Annotated in this window: 16 protein-coding genes, 1 pseudogene and 1 riboswitch; of the genes and pseudogenes, 13 read left to right on the top strand and 4 right to left on the bottom strand. The window is 65.5% G+C overall.

The annotated features are described in order from the left end of the window. Window positions 1-209: 209 nt before the first annotated feature. Window positions 210-641 carry a gamma-glutamylcyclotransferase family protein gene (locus QHG62_RS07060; RefSeq protein ID WP_281151521.1) on the bottom strand — a complete coding sequence of 144 codons (432 nt, stop codon included), beginning with the start codon at window positions 639-641 and terminating at the stop codon, window positions 210-212. A 37-nt stretch (window positions 642-678) separates the two neighbouring features. Between QHG62_RS07060 and QHG62_RS07055 the strand changes: the two genes are divergently transcribed. Beyond that, the gene (locus tag QHG62_RS07055) at window positions 679-1,605 is read left to right on the top strand and encodes a DMT family transporter (RefSeq protein WP_281150164.1); all 927 of its coding nucleotides are present in this window, start codon (window positions 679-681) and stop codon (window positions 1,603-1,605) included. Between the two features lie 155 nt (window positions 1,606-1,760). Next, on the top strand, window positions 1,761-2,201 hold the full coding sequence (locus QHG62_RS07050; RefSeq protein WP_019653319.1) for an SWIB/MDM2 domain-containing protein: 441 nt from the start codon (window positions 1,761-1,763) through the stop codon (window positions 2,199-2,201). A 97-nt stretch (window positions 2,202-2,298) separates the two neighbouring features. On the opposite strand, the gene QHG62_RS07045 is transcribed toward QHG62_RS07050, so the two are convergent. Continuing rightward, the gene (locus QHG62_RS07045; RefSeq protein ID WP_281150163.1) at window positions 2,299-4,017 is read right to left on the bottom strand and encodes a thiamine pyrophosphate-binding protein; all 1,719 of its coding nucleotides are present in this window, start codon (window positions 4,015-4,017) and stop codon (window positions 2,299-2,301) included. 93 nt (window positions 4,018-4,110) lie between these two features. Between QHG62_RS07045 and QHG62_RS07040 the strand changes: the two genes are divergently transcribed. From QHG62_RS07040 to arsC, 9 genes are all read left to right on the top strand, one after another. Next, window positions 4,111-4,767 carry a TetR/AcrR family transcriptional regulator gene (locus tag QHG62_RS07040; RefSeq protein ID WP_126748897.1) on the top strand — a complete coding sequence of 219 codons (657 nt, stop codon included), beginning with the start codon at window positions 4,111-4,113 and terminating at the stop codon, window positions 4,765-4,767. A gap of 145 nt (window positions 4,768-4,912) precedes the next feature. Next, window positions 4,913-5,896: a tripartite tricarboxylate transporter substrate binding protein gene (locus tag QHG62_RS07035; RefSeq protein WP_281150162.1), complete on the top strand. Its 984-nt coding sequence runs from the start codon at window positions 4,913-4,915 to the stop codon at window positions 5,894-5,896. A gap of 52 nt (window positions 5,897-5,948) precedes the next feature. Beyond that, window positions 5,949-7,112 (top strand): Gfo/Idh/MocA family protein, encoded by a 1,164-nt coding sequence (locus QHG62_RS07030; protein WP_126748895.1) that lies wholly within the window; start codon window positions 5,949-5,951, stop codon window positions 7,110-7,112. A gap of 10 nt (window positions 7,113-7,122) precedes the next feature. After that, a complete protein-coding gene (locus tag QHG62_RS07025; protein ID WP_281150161.1) occupies window positions 7,123-8,310 on the top strand; it encodes a dihydrodipicolinate synthase family protein in 1,188 nt (395 codons plus the stop codon). A gap of 89 nt (window positions 8,311-8,399) precedes the next feature. Continuing rightward, window positions 8,400-9,278 carry a sugar phosphate isomerase/epimerase family protein gene (locus QHG62_RS07020; RefSeq protein WP_281150160.1) on the top strand — a complete coding sequence of 293 codons (879 nt, stop codon included), beginning with the start codon at window positions 8,400-8,402 and terminating at the stop codon, window positions 9,276-9,278. Window positions 9,279-9,639: 361 nt separating this feature from the next. Then, window positions 9,640-10,731 (top strand): DNA glycosylase AlkZ-like family protein, encoded by a 1,092-nt coding sequence (locus tag QHG62_RS07015; protein WP_281150159.1) that lies wholly within the window; start codon window positions 9,640-9,642, stop codon window positions 10,729-10,731. Between the two features lie 114 nt (window positions 10,732-10,845). After that, window positions 10,846-11,019, top strand: a riboswitch (FMN riboswitch). Window positions 11,020-11,127: 108 nt separating this feature from the next. Next, window positions 11,128-11,643, top strand: coding sequence for a 6,7-dimethyl-8-ribityllumazine synthase (locus QHG62_RS07010; RefSeq protein WP_281150157.1), 516 nt, complete (start codon window positions 11,128-11,130; stop codon window positions 11,641-11,643). 32 nt (window positions 11,644-11,675) lie between these two features. Further along, window positions 11,676-12,362 carry a glutathione S-transferase family protein gene (locus tag QHG62_RS07005; RefSeq protein WP_281150156.1) on the top strand — a complete coding sequence of 229 codons (687 nt, stop codon included), beginning with the start codon at window positions 11,676-11,678 and terminating at the stop codon, window positions 12,360-12,362. Window positions 12,363-12,371: 9 nt separating this feature from the next. Beyond that, window positions 12,372-12,758 (top strand): arsenate reductase (glutaredoxin), encoded by a 387-nt coding sequence (gene arsC, locus QHG62_RS07000; RefSeq protein WP_281150155.1) that lies wholly within the window; start codon window positions 12,372-12,374, stop codon window positions 12,756-12,758. A gap of 16 nt (window positions 12,759-12,774) precedes the next feature. On the opposite strand, the pseudogene QHG62_RS06995 reads toward arsC, so the two are convergent. Both QHG62_RS06995 and QHG62_RS06990 read right to left on the bottom strand, forming a co-directional pair. Continuing rightward, window positions 12,775-13,336 (bottom strand): annotated as a pseudogene (locus QHG62_RS06995) (sulfite exporter TauE/SafE family protein). Window positions 13,337-13,392: 56 nt separating this feature from the next. Beyond that, window positions 13,393-14,646 (bottom strand): MFS transporter, encoded by a 1,254-nt coding sequence (locus tag QHG62_RS06990; RefSeq protein ID WP_281150154.1) that lies wholly within the window; start codon window positions 14,644-14,646, stop codon window positions 13,393-13,395. A gap of 88 nt (window positions 14,647-14,734) precedes the next feature. Between QHG62_RS06990 and QHG62_RS06985 the strand changes: the two genes are divergently transcribed. Both QHG62_RS06985 and QHG62_RS06980 read left to right on the top strand, forming a co-directional pair. Beyond that, window positions 14,735-15,631 (top strand): AraC family transcriptional regulator, encoded by an 897-nt coding sequence (locus tag QHG62_RS06985; RefSeq protein WP_281150153.1) that lies wholly within the window; start codon window positions 14,735-14,737, stop codon window positions 15,629-15,631. Window positions 15,632-15,715: 84 nt separating this feature from the next. Continuing rightward, window positions 15,716-16,432 carry a phosphatase PAP2 family protein gene (locus QHG62_RS06980; protein WP_281150152.1) on the top strand — a complete coding sequence of 239 codons (717 nt, stop codon included), beginning with the start codon at window positions 15,716-15,718 and terminating at the stop codon, window positions 16,430-16,432. Window positions 16,433-16,478: the final 46 nt, after the last annotated feature.

Raw genomic sequence — 16,478 nt, 5'->3', positions numbered from 1 at the left:
GTGGAGTTACTTTAAGCGCAAGCAACACTCTTATGTCTTATAGAAGACATATTTTTAGCCTATCAAAATCAACAGCTTACGGCAGTATTTCTCCATGCAAAATTATTTTTCTCATATCGAGAAAAAATATTGCAATGCAGCAGCCTCTCATTTCGCAATGTGCAATCACTGCTTCAGTTGTGAAAAGCCATCGCGGCAGCCCACTCATTTCACTCACTGGCAGCGGCATGCGCAATCCAGTCCCCGCTGCCAATCACCGCACGCCCATCGATCCGATCCGGATGAATTTCGTAGACCAGGCATTCGAACTGCCGCGTTCCGGCGTCCACCGTCACACGTCGCTTGATGTATTCGCCGGAGTCGTCGTCCGCAACTTCCTCGAGCACGTCGAGCGCCGCCTCCACCTCGGGCTCGATGCGGTAGATCTCGCCCAGCACGCGTCCTTTTCCGTTCAGCACCAGGCCGGGGTAGGCGCCCAGGTCGTACAAGGTGCCTGCGATTGCAGCGTCGGCCACATGGATCGGTTCGGGCCGAAAGCGCGCGATGTCGTTGCGCCCGCCGCGGCGCAGGGTGCCGTAGACGAAGACATGGCCTGGTGTGCGCACGGCCGGTGCGCCATCGAATCTCAGCGATTGCGGCATCATTGAATCCATCGTTCCCAACAAGCCGTCCAGTCTATTGAACACCGCCGCTCCCGCCTCCAGCCGTCTTGCGGCCTATGGCTGCCTGGCCTTGAGCATGTCGCTCGTCGGCGGCTACGTCGCCCTTTCCAAACCGCTGGTGGCGGCCTTTCCGGTGCTGCTGCTCGCATGGCTGCGGTTCGGCATCGCAGCATTGGCCATGCCGCATTGGCTCCGGCGCGCGCCGGACGAAGCGCCCATGAGCGCGCGCACGCGCGGCCTCGTCTTCCTGGAATCGTTCCTCGGCAATTTCCTGTTCTCGATCTTCATGCTGTTCGGCGTGAGCCTCACCAGCGCGGTGTCCGCGGGCGTGATCATGGCGTCCATTCCTGCGGCCGTGGCGGTGGCGAGCTGGCTATTCCTGCGCGAACGCATCACGGTGCGCATCGGCCTTGCCATCGGTTGCGCCGCACTCGGCATTGGCTTGCTGGCCCTCACGCCCGCGCATGCACCGGCAAGCACAGACGGCGCGGCGCCCTCATCGATGCCATGGCTCGGCAACCTGCTCGTGTTCTGCGCGGTGCTTTGCGAGACAGCCTACGCGGTAATCGGCAAGTCGCTCACCGGCCACCTGGGGCCCAAGCGGATCTCGTCGCTCATCAACCTCTGGGGCTTCGTGCTGTCGATGCCCTTCGGCATCTGGTTCGCACTGCAGTTCGACTTCTCCGCCGTGCGCATGGGCACCTGGGCCTTGCTCGTGGTCTACGCGCTCGCAGCGAGCATCTGGACCGTGTGGCTCTGGATGACGGGCCTGCGCCATGTGCCCGCTGCGCAAGCCGGTGTTTTCGCGGTGATGCTGCCCGTGAGCGCGGCCCTTGTAGGCGTGCTTGTGCTGGGCGAAAGCCTCTCCGCAGCACAGCTCTTTGCATTCGCGCTCGCGCTCATTGGTGTGGTGCTGGCGACCTGGCCTGAACGCCGAAGGTGAAAACCTCGGGTTCTCCCCTCTGAAAAAACAACAACTCCCAATGAAAAAAGCTCTTTTTCCCTTGGAAACGCGTTTTTTCTCCTTTAGCATCCGCAATGCCACTGGAGACGCAAGTTTTTCATTGGTGACTGTTCAACCAAAAAAGGAAATCAACCATGGCAACTGCAAAGAAGGCTCCGGCCAAGAAAGCTCCGGCAAAGAAGGCCGCTCCCGCCAAGAAGGCTGCGGCTCCTGCAAAGAAGGCCGCACCGGCTAAGAAGGCAGCTCCCGCAAAGAAGGCTGCTCCTGCGAAGAAGGCTGCACCGGCGAAGAAGGCTCCTGCAAAGAAGGCCGCTCCCGCCAAGAAGCGCACGCCCAACGCCGCGTTCATGAAGGCCCTGACCCCCAGCCCGGCACTCGCCGCTGTGGTCGGTTCGACGCCTCTGCCGCGCACCGCAGTCGTGAGCAAGCTGTGGGACTACATCAAGAAGAACAACCTTCAAGACAAGGCCAACAAGCGCAACATCAACGCCGACGCCAAGCTGAAGGAAATCTTCGGCAAGCCGCAAGTGTCGATGTTCGAACTGGCCGCGCTGATCGGCAAGCACGTCAAGTAAGCGCTCGGGTACTGCGCGTTCATCGCGCTCCCGAACCAAAAAGCCGGCACATGCCGGCTTTTTTTTGGCCGCGCGGCGCTCGGCGCGCCTTGCTCGCTCAGCCCCGCGCCTGCGCCGCACGCGTGATCGACGCCAGCGTGCCGCGCGTCGTGATCACCTCGGGGTCCAGCGGAATCTCGATCAGCGTGCCCGTATCGGCCGCCAGTGCGCGCAGCAGCGCGGCTTCGAACTGCGCGGTTTCCGTCACGCGTTCGGCGGCATAGCCATAGGCCCGCGCCAGGCCGCAGAAGTCGGGGTTGCGCAGCACGGTGCCGCTCGTGCGTTCCGGATATTCGCGCTCCTGGTGCATGCGGATGGTGCCGAACATGCCGTTGTTCAGCAGCACGATGATGCTCTTGCCGCCATGCTGCGAGGCTGTCGCGAGCTCTTGCCCCGTCATCAGAAAATCACCGTCGCCCGCAATCGTGAAGGCCACCCGGCCGGTTGCAAGGTTGGCCGAGATGCCCGCCGGCACGCCATAGCCCATGGCGCCGCTGGTGGGCGCCAGTTGCGTCTTGCTGCCCTTGGCAAGCCCGTGATATCGGAAATAGCGGTGCATCCAGCTCGCAAAGTTGCCGGCCCCGTTGGTAATGGCTGCCTCCGGCGGCAGGTGCTTCTGCAGCAGCGCGACCACCTCCGCCATGTCGACCGGGCCGCGCGGCGTTTCAGCCGGCATGCCCGCGAGCGCCTGCGGCTCCAGGTTCGCTTCGTAGTCCGCATGCGCCTGTGCGGCCCACTCCTCCCACGGCAAGGTATTGGGCGCACTCAGCACCTCGAGGCTGCGCGCGGCGGCGCTCATGCCGGCGTTGATGGCCAGGTCTGCCTGGTAGACGCGGTTGAGTTCTTCCGCGCTCGCATGGATGTGCACCAGCTTCTGCCTGGCCTTCGGCGCTTCGAGCAGCGTGTAGCCGCCGGTCGTCATCTCACCCAGCCGCGGGCCGATGGCAATGATCAGGTCGCTGTCCTTCACGCGCTGCGCAAGCTTGGGATTGATGGCAATGCCGACGTCACCCGCGTAGAGCGGATGATGGTTGTCGAAGGTGTCCTGAAAGCGGAACGCATTGGCAACGGGCAGCCGCCAGTTCTCGGCAAAGCGCTGCAGCGCCTGCGCGGCCTGCGTCGTCCAGCCGCCGCCGCCCGCAATCACCAGCGGCCGCTGCGACTGAAGCAGCAACTCGCGCAAGGTGCGCAGTGAGCCGGGGTCGCTCCAGGGCTGAACGGCGTCCACGCGCGGCAGCGGGCGCGACGCGGTCTGCGTGCGCAGCATGTCCTCAGGCAACACCAGCACCACCGGCCCGGGGCGCCCGTTCATCGCCGTTGAAAACGCGCGCGCCACGTACTCGGGAATTCGATTCGCGTCGTCGATGCGCTCCACGCGCTTGGCAAAGCCCTTGGTGCTCGGCCCGAAGAAGCTGCCGTAGTCCACTTCCTGGAAGGCTTCGCGGTCGCGGAAGTCGCTGCCCACGTCGCCGACGAAAAGCACCATCGGCGTGGAATCCTGGAAAGCGTTGTGCACGCCGATAGAGGCATTCGTGGCGCCCGGCCCGCGGGTGACGAAGCACACGCCCGGCCGCCCCGTGAGCTTGCCGTGCGCCTCCGCCATGAAGGCGGCGCCGCCCTCCTGGCGATTGACGATGAACCGCGCGCGATCGCGGTAGGCATGAAAGCCGTCGAGCACCGCCAAAAAGCTTTCGCCCGGAACGCCGAACGCGATCTCCATGCCCTGCTCGATCAGGCATTCGACGATCAGGTGGCCGGCGGGTTGTGATGTACTCATGAGAAGTCGAACCTCAGCTGCAAATGTCTTCGGAATTATGTGCGCCCGCTCCCAACGCCTTGCGTTAATTCACCAAATGGTTAAATTCGTGCGATGAAAGCCGCGAAAGATTCCCCGCCCGAAGCCATCGAGCCGCGCTCCCGCGACGCCGATCGCTCGCAGCTGGCCATTCTTGCGTCGGCACGCGACGAGTTTGCGCAGCGGGGCCTGGCCGGCGCGCGCATGGACAGCATCGCCGCGCGCGCAGGGCTGAACAAGCGCCTCATCTACTATTACTTCGGCAGCAAGGACGACCTCTTCCTGGCGGTGCTCGAGCGCACCTATGCCGACATCCGCGAGGCCGAGCAGCAGCTGCACCTGGACGAGATTGATCCGGTCGAGGCCATCCGCCAACTGGTCTCGTTCACCTGGCACTACTACCTCGAGCATCCCGAGTTCATCACGCTGCTCAACAGCGAAAACCTGCACTGCGCCGCGCACCTCAAGCGCTCCGAACGCATCCAGGAGATGAACTCGCCGCTGGTGCAACTGCTCGACACGGTGCTCGAGCGCGGCAAGCGCGACAAGCTGTTCCGCGCCGGCGTCGACCCGGTGCAGCTCTACATCTCGATCGCCTCGCTCTGCTATTTCTACCTGTCGAACAACCACACGCTCTCGGCCGTCTTCGGCCGTGACCTGCGCGCGCCCAAGGCCATGGCGCAGCGCCTCTCGCATATGACCGACCTCGTGCTGGGCTACGTGCTGCACTGAGCGTCCGGGCGCCCTTCCTCCATCTCCGGGTATCTACCGACTAGCGGCGGTTGCGCCGAGGCGCCAGCCTTCCTAGAATTGTCTAATTCACTTATTGGTGAATTAATCGATCAAGACAAGGCGGCCCGACCGCACGGAGACAACCATGAAGCAACTTGCACGCACCACTGCACTCGCCACGCTCACCTGCCTCGCCGCCTTGATGCCCGGTCTGGCATCGGCGCAAAACGGGTATCCCAACAAGCCCATTCGCGTGATCGTGCCGTTCGCGGCCGGCAGCACCACGGACATCATTGCCCGGGCCATCGCCGACAAGATGGGCCAGAGCATGGGCCAGACACTGGTGGTCGACAACCGCGGCGGCGCCAGCGGCACCATCGGCCAGCAGGCCGTGGCCACGGCCGCGCCGGACGGCTACACGATCATGATTCACTCGTCGTCGCACACGGTGAGCCCTTCCACCTTTGCGAAGCTGCCGTTCGACACGGTCAATGACTTCGCCGCCGTCACGCCCATCTCGTCGCTGCCCAACGCACTGGTGATCTCGCCCGCGAAGAACATCAAGACGCTGCAGGAGCTGGTCGCCGCAGCCAAGGCCAAGCCCGGCACCATCAACTTCGCATCGGCAGGCCAGGGAAGCGCCACCCACCTCAACGCCGAGAAGTTCAAGCTGGCGGCAAAGATCGACGCCACCAACATTCCGTTCAAGGGCTCGGCCGAGGCCGTGACCGAAGTGTTGTCGGGCCGGGTCGACTACTACTTCTCGCCCATCGCGCCGGTCATCGGCCAGATCAAGGAAGGCCAGTTGCTTGCGCTGGCGGTTGGCTCACCCAAGCGCGCGGCCGCCCTGCCCGATGTGCCGACCACGGCTGAAGCCGGTGTGCCGGGCTCCGAGTTCAATTTCTGGATCGGCATGATGGCGCCGGCCAAGACACCGCGCGACATCGTCAACCGGCTGCACGACGAAGTGGTGAAGGCGCTCGCCTCGCCCGAGGTCAAGGAGCGCTTCCTGAAGCTCGGCGCCGATGCATGGACGCTCAAGCCCGAGCAGTTCGACGCCTACATCAAGGACGAAATCAAGTCCAACGCCACGCTGGTGAAGGCCGCCGGCCTGACGCCGGCGCAGTAATCCGCACCTCTCCTTTTCTCCCTTTCTCTCCAACTCTTTCTCGGCTGAAGACATGGCTACACAACGACTCGGAATCATCATGCACGGCGTCACCGGACGCATGGGCATGAACCAGCACTTGATCCGCTCGATCTGCGCGATCCGCGCGCAAGGCGGCGTCACGCTGTCGAACGGCGACAAGGTCATGCCCGACCCGATCCTCATCGGCCGCAATGCCGAGAAGATGGAAGCGCTTGCCAAGACGCACAACATCGCGCGCTGGGGCACAGACCTGGACGCGGCGCTGGCCAACAAGGAAGACACCATCTTCTTCGACGCCGGCACCACGCAGATGCGCCCCACGCTGCTGGCCAAGGCCATCCGCGCCGGCAAGCACGTGTACTGCGAGAAGCCGATTGCCACCAACCTGAACGAAGCGGTGGAGATCGCGCGCCTGGCCGAAGGCTCGGGCCTCAAGCACGGCGCCGTGCAGGACAAGCTCTTCCTGCCGGGGCTGCGCAAGCTCGACATGCTGCGCCGCGCGGGCTTTTTTGGCCGCATGCTCAGCGTGCGCCTGGAGTTCGGCTACTGGGTGTTCGAGGGCGACCTGCAACCCATTCAGCGCCCGAGCTGGAACTACCGCAAGGAAGACGGCGGCGGCATGATCCTGGACATGATGTGCCACTGGCGCTATGTGCTGGACAACCTGTTCGGCGAGGTCAAGTCGGTGTCGTGCCTGGGCGCCACCCACATTCCCAAGCGCTGGGACGAAGCCGGCAAGCCCTATGAGGCCACGGCCGACGACGCTGCCTACGCCACCTGCGAGCTCACCGGCCACAACGGCGAGCCGGTCATTGCGCAGATCAACATGAGCTGGGTCACGCGCGTGCGCCGCGACGACCTCGTAACCTTCCACGTCGATGGCACCGACGGCTCGGCCGTGGCGGGCCTCTCGAGCTGCCGGGCTCAATCGCGCGTGGCCACGCCGCGCCCGGTGTGGAACCCCGACGAGAAGCAGATGATGAATTTCTTCGACCAGTGGCAGGAGATTCCCGATTCGCAGGTGTACGACAACGGTTTCAAGATCCAGTGGGAGCACTTCATTCGCCACGTGGTCGAGAACGAGCCCTACAAGTGGACGCTGCCCGAAGGCGCCAAGGGCGTGCAGCTGGTCGAGGCCGCGCTCGAGTCGTGGAAGGAACGCCGCTGGATCGACGTGCCCGCGCTGAAGGTCTGAGGCAGGCAGCATGGCACTTTCGCTGACCCTTCCCACCGCGAGCGGCTCGCTCGCGCCCTACGCCCTGCGCGGCACCGCGCCGGTCAAGCCTGAAGCGGGCGTCAAGTTCAACCGCATCGCCTATTCGGCCGCGCACGTGGTGGCCGATCCGCTGGCCGCGGTGGACCCGTGGCTGCAGGCTGCAGTCGACTGGGACACCACGATCGCCTACCGCCGCCACTTGTTCTCGCTGGGCCTGGGCGTGGCCGAAGCCATGGACACCGCGCAGCGCGGCATGGGCCTGGATTGGCCGACCTCGCTCGAACTGATCCGCCGTTCGCTCGACGCGGCGAAGGACGTGCCCGGCGCGCTGGTAGCCTCGGGCTGCGGCACCGACCACCTGAACATCGACGATGTGAAGAGCGTCGACGATGTGATCCGCGGCTATGAAGAGCAGATGGCCGCCATCGAGGCGCTTGGCGGCAAGCTGATCGTCATGGCCAGCCGCGCCCTCGCCCGCGTGGCCAAGAGCCCGGCCGACTATGAGCGCGTGTACGACCGCATCCTGAGCCAGGCCAAACAGCCGGTGGTGTTGCACTGGCTCGGCGACATGTTCGACCCGGCCCTTGCAGGCTACTGGGGCAACAAGGATGTGGACGCAGCGATGGACACGGCGCTCGCCGTGATTGCCGCGCATCCGCACAAGGTGGACGGCATCAAGATTTCGCTGCTCGACAAGGACAAGGAAATCGCGATGCGCCGCCGCCTGCCGGCAGGTGTTCGCATGTACACCGGCGACGATTTCAACTACGCCGAGCTGATTGCCGGCGACGGCTTCGGTAGAGAGCCTACGCACGGCAAGAGCGACGCACTGCTGGGCATCTTCGACGCCATCGCGCCCGCCGCGAGTGCAGCGCTGGGCGCACTGGCCCAAGGCAACACCGAGAAGTTCCACGCGATCCTCGGCCCGACGGTGCCGCTGTCGCGCCACATCTTTGCGGCGCCCACGCGCTTCTACAAGACCGGCGTGGTGTTCATGGCCTGGCTCAACGGCCACCAGAAGCACTTCACGATGGTGGGCGGCCAGCAGAGCACGCGGTCGCTGCAGCACTTTGCCGAACTGTTCCGGCTGGCCGATGCGGCCAACCTGTTGGAGCAGCCGGAATTGGCGGTGCGTCGCATGAAGACGCTGCTCGCACTGCACGGCGTGGAAGGCTAGTCATGCGCCCCCACGCTCATCACTGCGTGTATCGCTGCCCCCCGAGGGGGCGCTCAGTGCCCTTCGGGCGGCCGGGCGGGCACTGACCCATGCGCAATTTCTCCCAGAACCACGACTGGCTGTCGATCAACACGGCGACCATCCGCAAACAGATGGGCGCCGAGGTGCCGCTGGACCGCATCATCGACCAGTGCGCCGAACGCGGCATCCGTGCGATCAGCCCCTGGCGCGACCAGGTGGCCGCCGTCGGGCTCGAAAAGATCGCGAAGCAATTGAAGACGCACGGCATCGGTCTGTCTGGCTACTGCCGCGGCGGCTTCTTTCCCGCGCCCGATGCGGCAGGCCTGAAGGCGGCGCTAGACGACAACCGACGCGCCATCGACGAGGCCAAGACGCTGAATGCGCCCTGCCTGGTCCTGGTGGTCGGCGCGCTGCCCGGCGCGCTCGAAGGCAAGGCAGCCTACAAGGACATCGGCCGCGCGCGCGGCGAAGTGCGCGACGGCATCGCCGCATCGCTGGAGTACGCCCGCGAAGTCGGCATGCCGCTGGCCATAGAGCCCTTGCACCCCATGCAAGCAGCCGACCGCGCCTGCATCAACACGCTCGAACATGCACTGGACATTTGCGACGAGCTCGATGCAAGCAAGAGCGGCATGCTCGGCGTGGCGTTGGACATCTACCATGTGTGGTGGGACCCGAAGCTGCAGCAGCAGATCGCCCGCGCCGGCCGCGAGCGCCTGCTGGCGTACCACGTCTGCGACTGGCTGACGCCGACACGCGACTTGCTGTCTGACCGCGGAATGATGGGCGACGGCGTCGTGGAACTCAAGAAGATCCGCGGCTGGGTCGAAGAGGCGGGCTTTGCGGGGTTCAGCGAAGTCGAGATCTTTTCGAACCTCGACTGGTGGCAGCGGAGCGGTGACGAGACGCTCGATGTGTGTATCGAGCGGCATAAACAGGCTGTTTGAATTTTTTGCCTGTGGGCGCATTCGGGGTCGTGTTCAGGGCGTGTGCAAAGGCCACCGGGTACTCCCCTCCGCGAATGTCCCCCGGGGCTTCGCCCCTCCTCCTTTATTTCGCTGCGGGAGCACCCGATGCCCTGTGCACTTGGGCACGCTCGTGGTGAACCGCTGATCAACGACTGCTCTGGATCACGCACACGTCGATGGGGTGCCTTGCGCAGCGAAATAAAGGAGGAGGCCGCAGGCCGGGGGAAAAGGAGGAGGCCGCAGGCCGGGGGACATTCGCGGAGAAAGGTACCCCGTCGGCGGGTGCGCCGCCCCGAACAGCAGCGCTACGAAAAACAGCCACTTGTGCTGCAATTCGCCCATGGCTACTCCGACCCTCGACGACCTGCGTCGCTATGCAATAGCCCGCACGCTCTTCAAGCCCACCACTCTCCCCGGCGCGATCCGCCAACTCGGCTTTGTTCAGGCAGACCCGATCCGCGCCCCTGCACGTGCGCAAGACCTGACGCTGCGCCACCGCGTAAAAGACTACCGCGCGGGCGATCTTGAAAGCCGCTACACGCGCCTGGCCATCGAGGAAGACTGCCTCGTCAACTACGGCTTCTTGCCGCGTGAGCATCTGGCGCTGATGCATCCGCGTGAACCCAGGCAGCCGTGGGACGCAGATACCCGCCGCAAGGCAGCCGATGTTATGGCTTTCGTGCGCGAGCGCGGGCCGGTGCATCCGCGTGAAGTCGAACAGCACTTTGCACATGGCAGCGTCAAGAACTACTGGGGCGGGTCCAGCAATGCGACGACGCGGCTGCTGGACGGCCTGCACTATCGCGGCATGCTGCGCGTGGTGCGGCGCGACAGCGGCACGCGTGTTTACGAAGCCGTTACGCATGCGCCCGCGGACGAAAGCCCCGCCGGCCGCGCGCAGAGGGCCGCTGCGCTCATCGATCTGGTGGTGCGCAAATACGCGCCGCTGCCGGCTGCGAGCCTGACCTATCTCGTGCGGCTGCTCGGCTACGGCGCGCCGCATCTGTCGGCGCAGACGCAGGCCGCGCTGCGCCTTGCACGTGAAGAACTCGCTAGCTGCCGCATCGAGGGCACCACCTGGTACTGGCCGGCCGGCGAGAACCCGACCTCGCGCCGTCATGCGCCCGATGATGAAGTGCGCCTGCTCGCACCGTTCGACCCCGTGGTATGGGACCGCCGCCGCTTCGAGCTGCTGTGGGGCTGGACATACAAGTTCGAGGCCTACATGCCGGCGCCCAAGCGGCAGTTCGGCTATTACGCGCTGCCGCTCCTTTGGCACGACCGCGTCATCGGTTGGGCCAACGTCACCGCACCTGAAGGCCGGTTGCATCCTGCGTTCGGCTATGTTGACCGCAAGCCGCGCGATGCGGCCTTCAGTGCGGCGCTGGACGACGAGTTGCAGCGCATGACGCAGTTCCTCATGAAGCGCTGAACCGCGGTCGTCTGCAAAGAAAATCCCCGCGTCGCAGAAGGTCTGGCGCGCGGGCGACAACCCATGTCGGCGCCCGCTCCTAGAATCGCGCCGTCGCCCGGCATGCCGGACGGCAAGCGTTCTCAGGGCGGGGTGAAACTCCCCACCGGCGGTAATGGCGGCTTCTTCGAGAGATGAACCGCACGAGCCCGCGAGCGCCCGCGGCCTGCAACAAACAGGCTGCGGGGTCAGCAGATTTCGGTGCAATTCCGAAGCCGACGGTCACAGTCCGGATGAAAGAGAGCGCGAAAATGCGGGCTGGCCCGCGCGCTTTGCCGTCTCCGGTGCAATGGCGCGTGGTCTGGCGTGCGGTTTCGTGCGCCCTGATTCAGGAAACCTGCTTTCAAGAGGCACACCATGAGTCAGATCAACGACCTTCCCCTTTCCGCCATCAACGCGTCGGGCAATCCGCGCGGCGAGCGCATCGCCTTTGTCGAGGCGCAGTGGCATTCCGACATCGTCCACCAGGCGCGGGACGCCTTCCTTGCCGAAATGGAACGGCTCGGCGTGGCACGCGACCTCATCGACGTGTTCGATGTACCCGGCGCCTTCGAGATTCCGCTGCACGCCAAACGGCTTGCCAACTCGGGCAAGTACGCCGCCATCGTGGGTTGCGCGCTGGTGGTGGACGGCGGCATCTACCGCCACGAGTTCGTGGCCAGTACCGTGGTCAGCACGCTGATGTCGCTGCAGCTCGAAACCGACGTGCCGATTTTCTCGGCCGTGCTCACGCCGCACCATTTCCATGAGCATGTGGAGCATCGCAAGTACTTCCACCGCCACTTTGCCGTCAAGGGCACCGAAGTGGCCGAGGCCTGCGTGAAGACGCTCGAAGGCCTGAAGAAGGTCGGCGCGCTGCTGGCCACCGCGTGACAACCGGCACGCGGCTGCAGTAATCTGGGCGGATGACTTCTTCATCCGCTCCTTCGAACGACCGCTACACCCTCTACGGTGCGCCCGGTTCCGGCGCCACGCCCGTTCATGCGGCGTTGACGCTGATCGGTGCGCAGGTCGACACCGTCGACGTCTCTCCGTGGGAGGGCGAATCCGAGCGCGAGCGCGTGTCGGGCATCAACCCGATGCGCCAGGTGCCCGCACTCGTGCTGCCTTCGGGCGAGGTAATGACCGAGAGCGCGGCCATCCTGATCTGGCTTGGCGATCGCTATCCGGAGGCCGGGCTCTGCCCCGCGCCCGACGATCCGCTGCGTGCGCGATATCTGCGCTGGATGGTCTACCTGCCGGCGGCCATCTACTCGCTGTACTGGGTGCGCGACGATCCGGCGCGGCTCACCCCCGACCCTGCAGCGCAGCCCGCGATGCTCGAACGTTCGGCCGAACGCATTGCACACTGCTGGCACCTGATGGACACGCAGATCGACGAACCCGCGCCCTACCTGCTCGGCGAGAAGATCAGCATGCTCGACCTCTACGTGACCGTGCTGTCGCGCTGGACGCCGCACCGAAGGCGCTTCTACCGCGTGGCGCCGCGCATGGCCCAGGTGGTGCGGCGTGTGGACGCCGATCCCCGGCTGGCCGAATTCTGGGCTGAGCGTTTTCCCTTTTCGTTGGACCCGCAGGTGCAGAAAGACTGACGACGACGTATGACCGCACGCACCCCGACCACTGCGTATCCGATGACCATCTTCCACAAGCCCAACTGCAGCACGTCGCGCAACGTGCTGGGCTTGATCCGCGAGAGCGGCGTGGAACCCGAGATCGTTCTCTACCTGGAAACACCGCCGTCGAAGAAGAAGCTGTGCGAGCTGGCAAAGGCCATGGGCATGGGCGCGCGCGACCTGTTGCGCACGAAGGAAGCGCCTTATGAAGAGCTGAAGCTGGCCGACCCGAAGTGGACAGACGACCAGTTGTTCGACTTCATCGTCGCCCACCCCATCTTGCTGCAGCGGCCCATCGTGGTCTCTCCGCGCGGCACGCTGATGTGCCGGCCGTGGGCGCGCGTGCGCGAGATCCTGCCGCCCGCCGCATAGAGACGCAAGCCGCTGCTCAGCCGCGCTGCAACAGTGCAGGCACGCCCGAGGCCAGCATCGCCGCGCCAGAGGCTGTCAGCAGCCCCAGCACCAGTTTGCGGAACGCCGCCTCGCTGATGCCGATGTAGAGCCGCGCGCCCAGCAGCACCGGCACCGCGACAGCCAGTGCCACGACGCCCAGCAGCGGCACCATCGAACGGCCGATGCTGCCGGTCGCCAGGTGGATTGCAAACGCCACCAGCAGCATCGAGAGATTGAAGTTCTGGATCACCGCGCGCTGCGTGTCGCGCTGGAAGCCGCGCAAGGTGCGGCAGCAGCCACACGCCGAATGGCACGCCGACCAGCCCGCCGAGCACGAAGGGCCACAGCACATGCCTGTCGAAAGCGCGGCGCACCGTGACAGCGGCAATCAACTGGCCGGTGAGCGCGCCGAACAGCGAAAGCACGGCGGCCAGTTGCGGCTCCAGGGTCCAGGCCCAGACCGACATGGCCACCAGGCCGAATGCAAAGCCTGACAAGCCCTGCACAAAGCCCGCCAGCATGGCGCCGGCGATCACATACACATACAAGGCCTGCATGCGGCCGATGATATCGGCGGCCTGGCGGGCCACCGCCCTGCCGGCCGCCCGGAACGTCAGGCCGAGGCCGGCACCAGCGCCGTGCGGCGCACCTTCGTCACGTTGAAGGCACTGGCAATCAGCACGCCCTGCACCAGGGCCAGGCCGACGATCACGCTCGTGTACTGGGCATGGTCCATCAGCCGGCCGAACACCAGCGGTGCCAGCGCCTGGCCGATATCGAGACCCGCATACACCACGCCATACACGCGCCCTGTGGCGTTGGGCGGTGTCGAGCGCTTGACCAGCAGGTCGCGCGAAGGTCCGGCCACGCCGGACACGAAACCCATCACGCCGAACAGCACCGGCACCAGCACCGGCGGAAACTGCGCAAAGGCCAGCACCAGCGCCACGGCGGCCGCAATGCCGAAGCCGGTGCCCACGATGCGCTCGCAGCGCGACGGATCGGAAGCAAGGAAGCCGCCTGCCACCATGCCGGCCGCGCTGGCCACCATGTACACCGTGAGGCAAACCGCCACAAGCGCGACCGGCACCGCATGCAGATGGCCCGCGGCCACCGGCGCGAAGGTCTGCACCACGCTGATCACGACGGCATACAGAAAGAAGAACCCGAAGCACATCCACACGGCCGGAATGCGCAGAAAGTCGAACTCGCCGCCGATGGGCGCGGGCTCGCCGTGGCCGGTGGCTTTTTGCACCGCCTTCACATCGAGCGACAGCACGCTGCGGTAAACCCAGAGCACCAGCAGCACCACAATGGCCAGCGCACCCGCCGATGCCAGCGCCACGCGCCACGAATAGGCCATGGCAATCGGCACCACGAAGGCCGGTGCCAGCGCCCAGCCCAGGCTGCCGGTAATGCCGTGCACGCTATAGGCATGGCCGAGCCGCGTGGGCGCCACCTTGCGGTTGAAGAGCGTGTAGTCGACCGGATGGAACACGCCGTTGCCGATGCCGCCCACGATCGCGCAGGCCAGCAGCATCCAGTAGCTCTGGGCCAGCGCATAGCCGAAAGCCGCCAGCGCCAACGCGCCCAGCCCCACGAAAAGCACGGGCCGCGGACCGAGCTTGTCCACGATGAAGCCCGAAGCCGCCTGCACGATGCACGACACCACGAAGAACACCGTCAGCACCGCGCCAAGCTCGGTGTAGCTCACGTTGAAGGCGTCTTTCAGCCAGGGGAACAGCGGCGCCAGGATCAACTGGCTGAAGTGGCTGATGGCATGGGCCAGGCCGACCAGCCCGATCAGCTGGGCATCGCTGCGCAGATTGGTAGAGGGAGCGGCTGTCGGGGAGGATGAGGAAGACATGGATTGCTACAAAAAACCGGGCAGGCACCGATGCTATGCCCGCAGGTCGCGGCAGAATGGCGATACAGCGACAACATTTGTCGAAACCATGCCAAGCGCCGTTTCTCCCCCTTTTTCGCCCGGCGCCGGAAGCCCCCGCGCCGCCAAGCCGCGCGGCCCGAACGTGGCACCGGTCACCAGCGTCGCCTCGCTCACGCCGCACCTCTACGCGCCCGACGCGGTGCGGCCGTTGCGCGCCAAGGAGCATTTCCTGAGCGCCGACACCTTCGTCGAGCTGCACCAGCACCCGTGGCCGCAGCTCACCTTCTCGACCCGCGGCGTGATCCGGCTCAGCACGCAAGATGGCAGCTACATCGTGCCCCCTTCTCGCGCAGTCTGGGTGCCGGCCAACATGCCGCACAGCATCATGCTGATCGAGGACGCCGAGCTGCGCACCGTGTACCTGCATGCCTGGCTCGGCCCGCCGTGGGAGAAGTGCGAGGTGCTTGAAATCAGCCCCCTGCTGCGCGCGCTGATGCTTGCGCTCGACACCACGCCGGACGGGCTGCCCCCGGCCGATCCGCATGCGCCCCAGCGCGAACGCATGATCGCCCCGCTGCTGGTCGACGAGCTGGAGCGTGCCACCCAGATACGCATCGACGTACCGCTGCCCACCGACAAGCGGCTGCGCCAGCTCTGCGAAGCGCTGCTGCGCAATCCCGCCGACCGGGCCACGCTGGCCGAGCGCGCCGCCGCCATCGGCGCGAGCGAGCGCACCGTGGCGCGGCTCTTTCGCGACCAGCTCGGCATGAGCTGGCAGCAGTGGCGCCAGCAGGCCGTCATGGCGCACGCGCTGCCGCTGCTGGCGCGCGGCATGGCGGTGAGCCAGGTAGCGGCAGCCAGCGGCTACGCCACCGACAGCGCTTTCTGCGCGATGTTCAAGGCGGCCACGGGTCGCTCGCCAACCTCGTTCCAGCACCGCAAGCGATCGGCCGCGCTCGCCTGAACCGCCAGACCCGCGTCAATCCGTCACGGCGCTCTGGCAAGATCGGCGGGCCCAAGAAACCACGGACCCCGACCGACCTGCCCCATGGCACCAATTTCCCGATCGCATCGCCCCCTGACCTGGACCGCAGACATCGGCGAGCGCATCCGCTCCCTTTTCTGGCTCAAGGCGATCGGCACCACGGCGTTCACCTGGCTCTTCTTCATCGGCTACTTCCATCTGCTGCGCAACCCGGCGTATCCGGTCGTGGTGATGCCGCTCACTGCGCTGGACCAGCTGATTCCGTTCCAGCCCTACACGCTGGGCGCCTACCTGTCCCTGTGGTTCTATGTGGGCGTCGCGCCCGGACTGCAGCTGGGCTTTCGCGAACTGGTGGTCTATGGCCTGTGGATCGGCGCGTTGTGCCTCACGGGCCTTGGCCTCTTCTACTTCTGGCCGACGCAGATACCGCCGCTTGCCATCGACGTGTCCGGCTACCCGGGCTTTGCGATGCTGCAGGGCGTGGATGCCGCAGGCAACGCCTGTCCTTCCATGCACGTGGCCGTGGCCATCTTCACGGCCATCCGGCTGGACCACGTGCTGCGCGAGGCCCGCACGCCGGTCTTCTTGCGCGTTGCCAACTGGATCTGGTTTGCAGCCATTGCCTACTCGACGCTGGCAGTCAAGCAGCATGTGGTGCTCGATGCGCTGGCCGGCGCATTGCTGGGAACGGCCTTTGCGCTCCCCTCGCTGCGGTGGCGGCCTGCGTACAGGAACCGGGGCAATACTTTGGTGGGAGCGGATATCATTGGCCATCACTGACCCACAAGCCGAGCGAGGAAGGGGTCGATCCCATGGAGCACCCTGA

This window comes from Variovorax paradoxus, from assembly GCF_029919115.1.
In the GTDB taxonomy this organism is placed as follows: domain Bacteria; phylum Pseudomonadota; class Gammaproteobacteria; order Burkholderiales; family Burkholderiaceae_C; genus Variovorax; species Variovorax paradoxus_O.
Note: the sequence above shows the minus strand (reverse complement) of the source record. Positions and strands in the feature narration are given on the sequence as shown.